Source organism: Salegentibacter profundi (genome assembly GCF_054121475.1).
In genome coordinates, this window is the sequence record NZ_JBSYGG010000005.1 from 123,190 (window position 1) to 135,681 (window position 12,492).

At 40.4% G+C, this 12,492-nt stretch carries 9 protein-coding genes; 4 read left to right on the forward strand and 5 right to left on the reverse strand.

Annotation, left to right across the window (positions count from 1 at the left end):
• Positions 1-64: 64 nt before the first annotated feature.
• Positions 65-1,105, reverse strand: a complete 1,041-nt coding sequence (locus ACW6NC_RS09145) for a LacI family DNA-binding transcriptional regulator (protein ID WP_457865416.1) — start codon at positions 1,103-1,105, stop codon at positions 65-67.
• Positions 1,106-2,372: 1,267 nt separating this feature from the next.
• Here ACW6NC_RS09145 and ACW6NC_RS09150 point away from each other — a divergent pair.
• Positions 2,373-2,588, forward strand: coding sequence for an alpha-amylase domain-containing protein (locus ACW6NC_RS09150; protein ID WP_457865417.1), 216 nt, complete (start codon positions 2,373-2,375; stop codon positions 2,586-2,588).
• A 299-nt stretch (positions 2,589-2,887) separates the two neighbouring features.
• On the forward strand, positions 2,888-5,443 hold the full coding sequence (locus tag ACW6NC_RS09155; RefSeq protein WP_457865418.1) for an adenosylcobalamin-dependent ribonucleoside-diphosphate reductase: 2,556 nt from the start codon (positions 2,888-2,890) through the stop codon (positions 5,441-5,443).
• 226 nt (positions 5,444-5,669) lie between these two features.
• On the opposite strand, the gene ACW6NC_RS09160 is transcribed toward ACW6NC_RS09155, so the two are convergent.
• Together ACW6NC_RS09160 and ACW6NC_RS09165 are read right to left on the reverse strand one after the other, a co-directional pair.
• Positions 5,670-6,563 (reverse strand): hydroxypyruvate isomerase family protein, encoded by an 894-nt coding sequence (locus ACW6NC_RS09160; RefSeq protein ID WP_457865420.1) that lies wholly within the window; start codon positions 6,561-6,563, stop codon positions 5,670-5,672.
• A 120-nt stretch (positions 6,564-6,683) separates the two neighbouring features.
• Complete coding sequence (locus ACW6NC_RS09165) at positions 6,684-7,388, reverse strand: NUDIX hydrolase (protein ID WP_457865422.1); 705 nt, start codon at positions 7,386-7,388, stop codon at positions 6,684-6,686.
• A 109-nt stretch (positions 7,389-7,497) separates the two neighbouring features.
• On the opposite strand from ACW6NC_RS09165, the gene galK reads away from it, so the two are divergent.
• Together galK and ACW6NC_RS09175 are read left to right on the forward strand one after the other, a co-directional pair.
• Complete coding sequence (gene galK, locus ACW6NC_RS09170; RefSeq protein WP_457865423.1) at positions 7,498-8,649, forward strand: galactokinase; 1,152 nt, start codon at positions 7,498-7,500, stop codon at positions 8,647-8,649.
• Positions 8,650-8,653: 4 nt separating this feature from the next.
• Positions 8,654-9,694: a UDP-glucose--hexose-1-phosphate uridylyltransferase gene (locus tag ACW6NC_RS09175; protein ID WP_457865424.1), complete on the forward strand. Its 1,041-nt coding sequence runs from the start codon at positions 8,654-8,656 to the stop codon at positions 9,692-9,694.
• A gap of 7 nt (positions 9,695-9,701) precedes the next feature.
• On the opposite strand, the gene ACW6NC_RS09180 is transcribed toward ACW6NC_RS09175, so the two are convergent.
• The gene (locus ACW6NC_RS09180; protein WP_457865426.1) at positions 9,702-11,378 is read right to left on the reverse strand and encodes a sodium/sugar symporter; all 1,677 of its coding nucleotides are present in this window, start codon (positions 11,376-11,378) and stop codon (positions 9,702-9,704) included.
• Positions 11,379-11,489: 111 nt separating this feature from the next.
• The gene (locus ACW6NC_RS09185; RefSeq protein ID WP_457865428.1) at positions 11,490-12,479 is read right to left on the reverse strand and encodes an aldose epimerase family protein; all 990 of its coding nucleotides are present in this window, start codon (positions 12,477-12,479) and stop codon (positions 11,490-11,492) included.
• Positions 12,480-12,492 lie beyond the last annotated feature (13 nt).

Genomic DNA, 12,492 nt, shown 5'->3' on the forward strand with positions numbered 1-12,492 from the left:
TATTAAGGTAGGAAGTAAAATATAAGTTCTGATTATTTGAAACTGGGACAAATATAATGAAATTTTAAAAGCAATCCTCTTTATCCGTTTTTGTAGATTCCCTGCAAACCAGACTGGTTTCTACAATTACAGTTTTATAGAACTCTACCTCATCTGGTTTTCTTTCCAGTTTATCGATCAGTAGCTGTGCTGCTTCTGCCCCCATCCTACTCCCGTGTTGGCTAACTGTGGTCAGGCTTGGGATGAAGTTCTTGGAAAGTTCCCCATCTGTAAATCCAACAACCGAAACATCCTCAGGCACATTTCTTCCCTGGCGTCGTAAGGCCCCTATTGCAGAAACCGCGAACTGCTCATTTACAGCGAAAACGCCATCCACGTCTCTTGTCCTAAGAAACTCGCTAATTTCCTTTTGGCTGTTTTCCATATCTTCTATCTTTAGGATAAGGTCTTCATCTACAGGATAAGCATTCTCCTCAAGAGCTTCGATATACCCTTTAGTTCTCAGTTTACCTACACTGACATAATCAACCGTAGTAAGAATCCCAACCTTTTTACAACCCGAAGCGATTAGATGGTCGACCGCTTTTTTAGCACCAATGATATCATCAATAATAACCTTATCGCAATGAACCTGCTCGGCTACCCTGTCAAAAAGCACCAAGGGCATCCCCTGGTTTATCACCTCGGTAAGGTGATGGTAATCCTCCCGTTGCATGGTTTCCTTGGCCAGGGAAAGGATAAAACCATCGGTACTACCGTTGGCCAAAAGATCAAGGTTAAGGACCTCTCTGTCAAAGGAATTATTGGAAAGACAAACAATTACATTATAACCTTTTTCATTGGCTACCTTCTCGACTCCGCTGATCACTGTCGTAAAAAAATAATGCACGATCTCAGGAATGATAATCCCAATGGTCTTGGTCTTTCGGTTTTTAAGGCTTAAGGCAATGTTGTTGGGTTTGTAATTATAAAGTTTTGCAAAGGCTTTTATTTTCTGTTTGGTGTCCTCCCCGATTTCAGGGCTGTTTTTAAGAGCCTTTGAAACGGTAGAAATGGAAACATCCAACTCTCGTGCAATTTGCTTTAAGGTTAGTTTAGGGCGCATAATTTTAAAAAAGAAATTAATAAATCAATAAGCGTAACACAATTGTAGGGTAAAAATATCACAATCTTTAGAGGCAATCCCTTAAACTAAAAAAGTTTTCAACACGAAAACGTTTTCGAATGATTGTTTAGAGGATAATTAGGATAAAGGCATCGAAATTTATTTACTTTTAACCGTAGGAAGTTAAAATATAAGATTAATACCTAGCTAACACAAAAAAACAAATAATGAAAATCAACGCTAAAGCACGTAGTAATTGCTGCCCCTACTACACAATCAGTTTCTTCGGTTAATAAGGGATTACCTTAATTATATAACTCGGATAAAGGAGATCATATTCTCTTTCTAAGGTTGATGCAACTAAAGAATTTCGAAGATGAATGAGCCCCCTATTGATGTGCTAGGTGAAGATACAACTACAACGGAAGAAATCGTATTGATAGTCTATAAAATCCTAAAGAATGGAAATTGAACCTTCAGATTATTTTAATTTTGAAAAAACGACCCCTACCCTATTTCTATCTAATTAGGATTGAAGCTTCACTGGAAAATCTAATAGCCAAATCGACTGATCTCGATTTTGAATTCATCGACAATATGATACTGCATCATAACTCAGCTAGAGGAAAATGATAGATACCTCAATTTAACCTGCCCCCAGGAAATACCTCCAGTATTTTTCCAGTATTAATTCACGAATATTTTCCAAAATCACCAGTTAAATAATAAGAATCCTTCGTTTTTTAAAGAAAGGAACCCTGGACATCACTAGGTAAAAGGCTGGTTATAAATTATGTTATGGCATTCGAACCCTGAGTGGTAAAGCTGGATGAAAAGCTGGCGGGTTTTCAGTTGCGGAGTTTTGAGATGGAAATGAATCAAACCTGACCAGTTACCTTGAGGATCCTTAGGGTAGAGTATTTGATTTTGCCACTTTTTATAAACTGGATGAAGCCTTTGATCGTCACAGGGATCTTACTTATTTAGTACAATGATTTGCTATGGAAAACCCATCCGGATAAAGCGGTGAGTTTTACTGCTAATCATGATGCGGAGAAAATTAGCAATGAGGACAGTAATATTTCGGTAGAAAATAAAATGAAAGACTTATGTTTTTATTTTAACACATCCAGGATATCCCACTATTTTTTATTTAGATTATGAAAATGATAATTTTAAGCCGGGAAATCGGCAATTAATTAAAATTCATAATAGCCTGACTCTGAAGGCCACTGAAAATCTACATGTAGATAAAGATAAATACCTCATGAAAAAAAGTGGAGATAATGAAAACCCCGGATTAATTCTTTATATTAGCACCGGCGATAATATCAAACGCCGAAATGTTCAAACAAATTGGAAGAATGTTACCCTTATAGATTATAATGGTGACTCAACATACACCCCTACCTCCGATGAAAGCGGAACAGTCAATCTGGAAGCTCCTGCAAATGGATACGCCATTTGGTCTGTTTCAAAATAAGAATCTATTTTGAATTTTCATAGGTGTTAATTCAAAGAAGGCCGGCTAATTTTTAGTCGGCCTCTTTTTTTGCCTTAAGTTTCAGGCGCTTATTTCTCACCAAACTTAAATTAGCTTTTTTTCAAAATTTGTAAACTTTTAACTGTTAATAAATTTTTAAATTACTGATTTTTAGCCTATTAACAATTTGTTTTTGATAACTTTTTATTTTTAAGATGTAAAATGTTGTTTAGGTTTATCTATATTTACAAAACAGTTTTTCAAGAACTGGATTACTAACCTGAAAATTTAAATAGAATATGAGCGCGCCAACAACTACCGCCCCTCCTAAAACTTACGGTCAGGATGAAGCCTATAAGGCTTCCCTGGAGTATTTTAAAGGAGATGATTTAGCTGCCCGGGTATGGGTAAATAAATATGCCCTGAAAGATTCTCAAGGCAATATTTACGAACTTACTCCTAACGATATGCATCGCCGTATTGCTAAAGAGATTGCCCGAGTAGAAAAACGCTACCCTAATCCGATGAGCGAAGACGAGGTTTTTGATTTGATCAAGGACTTCAAATACATCGTTCCACAGGGAAGCCCGATGGCAGGAATTGGCAATCCATACCAGATCGCCTCGCTTTCCAACTGCTTTGTGATAGGCAATGAAGGAAATTCCGATTCCTATGGTGGGGTTATGAAAATAGATCAGGAACAGGTGCAGCTGATGAAACGCCGCGGTGGTGTGGGTCATGACCTTTCTCATATACGCCCAAAAGGTTCTGCGGTAAAAAATTCAGCCCTTACTTCTACCGGGATCGTTCCTTTTATGGAACGCTATTCCAATTCAACGCGTGAGGTCGCCCAGGATGGTAGACGAGGTGCCCTTATGCTTTCTGTTTCTATTAACCACCCTGATTCTGAAGATTTTATCAATGCCAAAATGGAGCAGGGAAAAGTTACAGGTGCCAATGTTTCTGTTCGTATTGATGATGAATTCATGCGTGCGGTAAAGGACGACAAAAATTACGTTCAGAAATACCCGATCTTCAGTGAGAATCCCAAAAACACCAGGGAAATTGAAGCAGGTAAACTTTGGAAAAAAATTATTCACAATGCCTGGAAATCGGCCGAACCAGGAATCCTTTTTTGGGACACCATCATAAATGAATCAGTGCCGGATTGTTATGCCGACCTGGGTTACAAAACAGTGTCTACAAATCCATGTGGTGAAATTCCACTTTGTCCTTATGATTCCTGCAGACTTTTGGCCATCAACCTTTATTCTTACGTAGAAGACCCTTTTACCGAAAAAGCAAGTTTTAATTTCGAGTTATTCAAAAAACATATTGCCGCAGCGCAGCGAATTATGGATGACATCATCGATCTTGAACTGGAAAAAATAGACAAGATCATTGAAAAGATCGATGCCGATCCGGAAGGTCTTGAAATTAAAGGTGTTGAACGTGATTTATGGTTGAATATCCAGAAAAAAGCCAACGAAGGTAGAAGAACTGGAATTGGTATCACAGCAGAAGGTGATATGCTGGCTGGATTGGGAATTAAGTACGGTAGTGAAGATGGTATTGCCTTCTCCACAGAGATACATAAAACCATTGCTCTTGAAGCCTATCGCGCATCGGTTTATGCAGCAAAAGAACGCGGGCCTTTCGGAATTTTCGACTCGGAAAGGGAAAAGAACAATCCATTTATTCTTCGTCTTAAAGATGCCGATGAAAAACTTTATTATGATATGCTGGAATACGGCCGTAGAAATATCGCCTTACTTACCATTGCACCCACAGGAACCACAAGCCTGATGACTCAGACTACTTCCGGAATAGAACCGGTATTTTTACCTGTTTACAAACGCAGGCGAAAGGTCAATCCAAACGACAAGGATAGCAGGGTGGACTTTGTGGATGAAGTCGGTGATTCCTGGGAAGAATATGTTGTTTTTCATCATCGCTTTAAAGAATGGATGAGAATAAAAGGTCATGATATAGACCGTCCTTACACCCAGACCGAACTGGACGAACTGGTCAAGGCCTCACCATATTACCAGGCCACTTCCAATGATGTGGACTGGTTGAGTAAAGTGCGCATGCAAGGTGCAGTGCAAAAATGGGTGGACCACTCCATCAGTGTAACCATCAACCTTCCTAATGATGCTACTGAAGAACTGGTTGGACAACTTTATCTTGAAGCCTGGCAGGCCGGCTGTAAAGGAGTAACGGTTTATCGCGACGGTTCTCGAAGCGGAGTGCTTTTATCCAATGAGGATAAAAAACAAGAAGAAGAAACAAAGAGTAACTCTCCTTTTCCAACCACCAGACCGGAAGTCCTTACTGCCGATGTGGTAAGATTTCAGAACAACAAAGACAAATGGATCGCTTTTATAGGACTTATTGACGATAGACCCTACGAGATCTTTACCGGTTTCTCCGATGACGAAGATGGGATTCTTATTCCACGCTGGGTCAACGAAGGCCTGATCATCAAAAACAGAAATGAAGACGGAAGTTCGAGATACGATTTCCAGTACCAGAACAAACGGGGATATAAGACCACCATTGAGGGCTTATCCCATAAGTTTAATCCGGAATACTGGAACTACGCAAAACTTATTTCAAGTACCCTTCGTCATGGTATGTCTATCGAGAAAGTCGTAGATCTTATCAATAGCCTGCAACTGGATAGCGAATCTATTAATACCTGGAAAAATGGGGTAGCACGAGCCCTGAAGCGTTATATCGCCGATGGTACCATGGCTCAAAAACAGAAATGCAGCAATTGTGGTTCATCTAATCTTATGTATCAGGAAGGCTGTTTGACCTGTCAGGACTGCGGTTCTTCCAAATGTGGATAGACAACTCTTGTAGGATTAGATTAAAAAAGGTCTTTTAGAAAAGAATATCTAAAAGACCTTTTTGTTTTTAATGCACTTGGTATTCTTTAAGCTATTGCAATACCTACGCCCTGTTTATCTTTCAGGCGCTCTCTAATCCAGACCGTAAAGTATGCTATTCACCCCTCCTGGAGAAATAGGCTTTACAGTGAAAACTGCCAATTTAAAATTCATTTCATCGAGCTTCTTAGACATCACAAATTTCAATAGCTTCTTTAAGAGCCGCTATTTTATTGTCGTAGGTTGGAATAAATTCTTGAGCAACAAAACCATCATAACCGGTCTCCAAAATTGCCTTCATAATAGCCGGATAATTTAGTTCCTGGCTATCATTGATTTCGTTTCGTCCTGGAACACCTGCCGTATGGTAGTGGCCAATATGCTGGTGATGTTCTTTTATTGTGGCAATGATATCACCTTCCATTACCTGCATATGATAAATATCATAAAGCAGTTTAAAGTTAGGCTTATCCAGGGCTTGGGCTAGGGCCACCCCCCATTTTGTATTATCGCACATATAATCCGGGTGATCCACCTTGCTATTGAGCAGTTCCATGACCAGGTTTACATTTTTTTGCTCTGCGTATTCGAGCAAAGGCTTGAGACCTTTGACACAATTTTGTATTCCGGTTTCCTCATCCATTCCCCGGCGATTTCCGGAAAACACTATTACATTTTTTATCTTATGGTTTGCAGCTTTATCGATAAGATCCCTGTAATTATCCTGAAGGGCCTGGTGATTTTCAGGAGCATTAAAGCCATTTTCTATATCTGCAAAATCATCGGTAGCCATAGAACACACAAGACCATGCTTTTCTACCGTATCCCATTCGGTAGGCTTCAAAAGATCTATGGCCACTATCCCTAAAGCTGCACATTGCTGGGCGAATTCATTGAGGGGAATATCCTGAAAACACCATCGACAGACGGAATGATTTATCTCCCGGCCTGTTTTTCCTTCATGGTGGTTGTCGATCATATTTATAGCTGCAAAAGATGAAACCACTCCACCTATGCTAAGTGCCCCGGAACCGATAACCATTGTTTTAAGTGCATCACGCCTTGAATATTTGTTGCCCATAACGCTTTTCTTTTTCTGAATTCCTATAAATGTAAATTTTACGATTAAATTGCAATTAACAAAGGAATTAGTCTTAATTTTTTTAAGAATAATTTTAGATTCAAACCTACCACGACACTCTCAGGTTATTTCAAAATTATATCCTGATTTGAGTAATTTCTGATAGTTTTTATGATCAAACTTATAGAGAAAGGCACCCCGACGGGAAGACGATTTGTCTTTTTCATCCAGCTTAATCAACACATTTAGAGAAAGGAGCTTTTTACGAAAATTCCTTCCATCGAGTTCCTTCTGGTAAATTACCTCATAGAGTTTCTGCAACTGCGGTATGGTGAATTTTTCCGGTAAAAGTTCAAATCCAATGGGTTGGTACCGTGCTTTTCTTCTTAGTTTCTCAAGCCCATCGGCCAGCATCTTATCATGATCCAAGACAAGTTCGGGCACCTCTCTTATATCAAACCAATGGGCTCCATGATTTTCCACCAGCTGTTTATCATAATCGTTTATCCTTATCAGGGCATACTGGGCAATGGAAATTGTTCTATACCCTGGATCCCGAGCTGCCGCCCCGTATGCCCCGAGTTGTTCCATGTAAACGTTTTCCAGCCCGGTAATTTCGGCAAGAACCCTTTTGGCGGCCTGATCCACATCTTCATTAAGATTCACAAAACTCCCTATTAAAGACCATTCTCCTTTCCTGGGCGCTACCCTTCGTTTGAAAACCAATAATTTTAACTGCCCATCATCAAATCCAAAGATCAAGCAATCTGTGGCGACATACATTTTTTCACTAGGGGTATAAAAATCAATAAGGGCTTCAGACATTTAAATAAATTTTTGTTTAAATATATGCAAAAAGAAAAATTTCCTTCTAATTAAATGAATGTAATTTTTACATTTATTATCTTTGAAATTCATTATAAAAAATAAAATATTGGACAGCGAGTTTAGCATCAGAAGTTACGAAGAATTTTTGGGCCAGGTTACCGTGGAATCTCCCGGTAGAATCAACCTCATCGGAGAACACACCGATTACAATAATGGTTTTGTGATGCCTACGGCCATTGACAAAAAAATTTATTTCAAGCTTCGGGAAAACAATTCAGACTCCATTTGCCGAATTTACAGTGAGACCTTCGATTCCACCTTGATATTCAATTTGAGAGATTTTAAAAAGAGTGAAAATGCCTGGGAGAATTATATCCTTGGTGTGGTCAGTGAAATTCAAAAATTAGGAAAGAAACTCAGAGGCTTCGATGGGGTGATAAAAAGCGATTTGCCCATTGGGGCGGGCATAAGTTCATCCGCAGCATTGGAATGCGGTCTGGCCAGCGGGTTGAACGAGTTATTTGATCTAAAGCTAACCAAGATGAATATCATTGCCCTGGCTCAAGGGGCAGAACATAATTTTGTGGGCTCCAATTGCGGGATCATGGACCAGTATGCCTCTGTAATGAGCAAAAAGGATCATTTAATTCTTCTTGATTGTAAAAGTCTCGATGCCCATTATATTCATGCCGATTTCAAGAATTGTAAAATTTTACTTCTCAATACCAGGATCTCTCACAGTCTTGCTGATAGCCAATATAATAAGCGAAGACAGCAATGCGAAGAAGGAGTCAGTATTATCGCAAAGGCCCATCCTGAAGTAAAAAGCCTCAGAGATGTCGATACACATCTTCTTGAAGAATTTAAAACTCGTTTCCATGGAAGAATCTATGACCGGTGTCGTTATGTGATCGAGGAAAACAAAAGGGTACTTATAGCTGCTAAGGCCATTAAAAATCGGGATCTTAATCAATTTGGTGATCTGATGTACGCTTCTCACCAAGGACTTCAACATCAATATGAAGTAAGTTGCCGGGAATTGGATTTTCTCGTGGATTTTACTCGTGAAAAAGATTTTATTTACGGAGCCCGAATGATGGGCGGTGGCTTTGGAGGCTGCACCATCAATATCATTGAAACAGATCAAATTGATAATTTTATACGCGAAGTGGAAAAGGCCTATTTCAAGGAATTCGGTCTTAGGCCCGAACCCATTACCGTACAGGCCGATGCAGGCACCCTTATTTACAAAAACTAAGATCATGAGCACAACTATCAATACCACACCACATAGAAGATATAATATCCTAACCGGGGAATGGACCCTGGTTTCACCCCACAGGACCAAACGACCCTGGCAAGGAAAAACCGAAAAACAAACCACCGAAAAAAGGGAAGTATACGAGCCTACCTGTTACCTCTGTCCTGGAAACACCCGTAATAGCGGAAAAACCAATCCTGATTACCAAAAGCCCTTTTCTTTTGTTAATGATTTCCCCGCACTACTCCCTGAAAATTCATCGCAAGCAAAGGAGCAGGGTCTTCTAAAAGCTGAACCTGAAAGCGGCATTTGTAAGGTGGTGTGTTTTTCCCCAGATCATTCCCTTACCTTACCCCTTATGAAAATTAAAGCTATCACCGATGTGATAAAGCTATGGAAGCAGGAATATGCAGCTTTGGGAACTCAGCCGGACATCAATTATGTACAGATCTTTGAGAATAAAGGAGAGCTGATGGGCTGTAGCAATCCGCATCCCCATGGGCAAATCTGGTCCCAGAAATCAATTCCGACCGAAGTCCAGAAAAAAACAGCACAACTAAATCAATACTGGAAAGAAAATAATCGCAGCCTTTTAGGTGATTATTTAAAGCAGGAGCTAAAGGCAAAAGAACGGATCCTTGAAGTGACCGAACACTTTGTTGCCCTGGTACCTTATTGGGCCGTTTGGCCCTTTGAGGCTATGATCATTCCAAAAAACCATTATCAGCATATCGGGCAATTAAATCAGGAGGAGGAAGTCGATTTTGCCAGGATAATAAAGAAGCTTACCATTAAATATGATAATCTTTTTGAGACATCTTTTCCTTATTCTTCGGGGATTCACCAGGCGCCTACCGATGGCCAGGAACACCCTCACTGGCATTTTCATATGAGTTTCTACCCTCCTCTTCTGCGCTCGGCTACAGTGAAGAAGTTTATGGTAGGCTATGAAATGCTGGCTGGCCCGCAGCGTGATATCACAGCGGAACAGGCAGCACAAAGACTAAGGGAATGTCCGGAAGAACATTACACTTCCCGGTAAGGGTTTCTTACCAAAACAATGCATAGAGCATAACCAGAATTAGCAAAAGCGTAAAACTTCCAATATTAAAGGCGGAGCCTGTTTTAAATAATTCTTTACTTAAAGGAATGGATTTTTCGTGGTTTTCACCCTTGCCCTCCACCAGGCTGATAATGACCATTATGGCCATGGTTAAAAGCCAGGTCGCCATCATTTGATGCATAAAAGGAAGATTAAGGAAGAACGGGCTTTCCACCCATCCGTTTGGTCCTATTTTGAAATAGAAGGCAATAGGAATAGAAGCCAGGACTCCGTAAATGGCCGCCTTATTAGTGGTTTTTCTCCAGAAAAGCCCAAGGATAAAGACAGCCAGAATTCCCGGGCTTACCACCCCTGTATATTCCTGAATATACTGAAATACCTGTCCCAGGTTCTTTAATTGCGGCGCCAGTATTACCGCAATAATAAGCGCAAGTCCTGCAGAGATCCGGCCTACTTTCACCAAACCTTTTTCAGAATTCCCTTTCTGGAAATAAGGTTTATAAATATCCATGGTAAAGATAGTTGCCGTGGAATTAAGCATGGAAGCCACTGAGGAAACGATTGCCGCAGCAAGGGCTGCTAATACAAGCCCCTTAAGTCCGGCTGGAATGAATTCCCTGATCAACCAGGGAGCTGCATTATCATTGATCACATTTCCTGTACTCGAGAAAAAAGAAATATCGGTGAAAGCTGAAGCGATCTCTCCGTTGGGACCGGTATTCATCACAAAGGCAATAATACCGGGAATGACCACGATTAATGGAATAATCAACTTTAGAAAAGCGGCAAGCACGATCCCTTTTTGAGATTCTCTTAAACTTTTTGCTGCCAGGGTCCTCTGAATGATATATTGGTTAAAGCCCCAGTAATAAAGATTGGCTACCCACATCCCACCTATAAGAACGGCAAGACCCGGAAGGTCCCACCAGGCATCTTTACCATTGGGTGTAATGATTTCTCCCTTTTCCAGGATCATGGAAAATTTCTCGGGCACCTGATCATATATAGAGACCATTCCGTTGATCACCCCACCCCCTTCAGTAACATTATCCAGAGCGATATAAGTCATAATCAATCCGCCGATAATAAGGAGAATAACCTGTACAACATCAGTCCAGGCTACCGCGGAAAGACCCCCATAAAGTGAGTAAGCCGCAGCAAAAAGTGCAAGGCCAAAGATCGAATAAAGGAATAGGGAACCATCTCCATTACCAATTATGGTGTCCAAGGCAGTAGCCCCAAGATAGAGTACCGAGGTAAGATTCACAAAGATAAATAGTGCGATCCAGAATACCGCAAGGATGGTTTTCAGGCTTGTCCCATAACGCACCTCTACAAATTCAGGGATGGTATAGAGGCCTTTTTTTATGAAGATAGGCAGGAAGAATTTACCCACTATAAGAAGGGTAAAGGCAGCCATCCACTCATAAGAAGCAATGGCAAGACCGATGGCAAAACCAGAACCAGACATTCCGATAAATTGTTCGGCCGAGATATTAGCAGCGATTAGCGAGGCTCCAATAGCCCACCAGGGGAGTGATTTTCCTGCCAGGAAGTAATCTTCAGAAGTGCTCCCTTTACCCCGGGAAACCCATAAGCCTATCGCTACAATGCTTAAAGCGTAAATTACAAAGACAACCTGATCTAAAAAGCCAAACTCCATACCTAATTCATATTTGTATTAAAAAGCTTTCCTATTCTCAGAAACCTCCTTAAATTTTTGATAAAAAAAGTGCAAAATTTTAATAAGCTTCATTAATACGCTTATTTTTTTTCATGATACAACCTTAAAGCTTAGAGTGATCTTATTGCTATAGGTGTCGCCGGGTTTAAGAACACTGGAAGGAAAATTTCTGAAATTCGGAGCATCGGGAAAATTTTGGGCTTCCAGACAGATGGAGGGATATTTATCTGAAATCTTGGTTTTATACTCCAGGTCTTTTGGCAAGTCTTCAGGGGCATAAGCCACTAGTGCCGGTTGATTCGTTTTAAGCTCCATTTTTATCCCGGTTAAAGGGGCAAACAGCACCGCGGCATTTTCACTCTCCTCATTATCAAGTACAAAACTGTCATCCAAGGGACGATTTCCGATAAGTTTGCTTTTGCTAAAATCCTTAGGGTGATTTTTAAGTTTTACCAGGTCCCCCGTGGGCAATAGCTGATCGTCTACCTGCAAAATTTTCCTGGCGGCAATTTGGAGAAAATGATCGCTCACACTTCCTTCTCCATTGAGATTAAAATAGGCATGATTGGTCAGGTTGATCACTGTTTTCTTATCGCTGGTGGCGTTATACTCAATTAAAATTTCATTTTCTTCCGTAAGGGTGTATTTCACAAAGGCCCTTAAATTTCCAGGATACCCCTCTTCCCCATCTTCACTTAGATAAGAAAGTTTAACAGATGGGTTCTCCCCTGATGTTTGGGTATCTATTTTCCAAATTCTATAGGCAAACCCATAATCCCCACCATGCAAATGCACACCATTTTTCTCATGAAGCTCATAAGTTTTATCATCAAGTTTGAATTGTCCACCCGAGATACGGCCGGCATAGCGCCCTACGGAAGCTCCAAAACATTTATTATGCTCCTTATAAACCGGCTTTACAAATTCACTTGCCCGGGGAGAAACTATAACATTCGTAGCCTCCTCCTTTTTATCCTTAATTACAAAACTAAGGATGGCCGCACCATAATTGAGAATTTCCAGCTTGCTTTGCTGTTTGTTCACCAATTGGATTGTCTTCAACTCGTCTTCTGTGATCATTCTCAATATCGCT

What these genes read in the sequence shown, in the direction of transcription:
- ACW6NC_RS09145 (WP_457865416.1), bottom strand. Translation starts at nt 1,105, where the DNA reads ATGCGCCCTAAACTAACCTTAAAGCAAATTGCACGAGAGTTGGATGTT.
- ACW6NC_RS09165 (WP_457865422.1), bottom strand. Translation starts at nt 7,388, where the DNA reads ATGTCTGAAGCCCTTATTGATTTTTATACCCCTAGTGAAAAAATGTAT.
- ACW6NC_RS09180 (WP_457865426.1), bottom strand. Translation starts at nt 11,378, where the DNA reads ATGGAGTTTGGCTTTTTAGATCAGGTTGTCTTTGTAATTTACGCTTTA.
- ACW6NC_RS09160 (WP_457865420.1), bottom strand. Translation starts at nt 6,563, where the DNA reads ATGGGCAACAAATATTCAAGGCGTGATGCACTTAAAACAATGGTTATC.
- ACW6NC_RS09150 (WP_457865417.1), top strand. Translation starts at nt 2,373, where the DNA reads ATGAAAAAAAGTGGAGATAATGAAAACCCCGGATTAATTCTTTATATT.
- ACW6NC_RS09155 (WP_457865418.1), top strand. Translation starts at nt 2,888, where the DNA reads ATGAGCGCGCCAACAACTACCGCCCCTCCTAAAACTTACGGTCAGGAT.
- ACW6NC_RS09185 (WP_457865428.1), bottom strand. Translation starts at nt 12,479, where the DNA reads ATGATCACAGAAGACGAGTTGAAGACAATCCAATTGGTGAACAAACAG.
- ACW6NC_RS09175 (WP_457865424.1), top strand. Translation starts at nt 8,654, where the DNA reads ATGAGCACAACTATCAATACCACACCACATAGAAGATATAATATCCTA.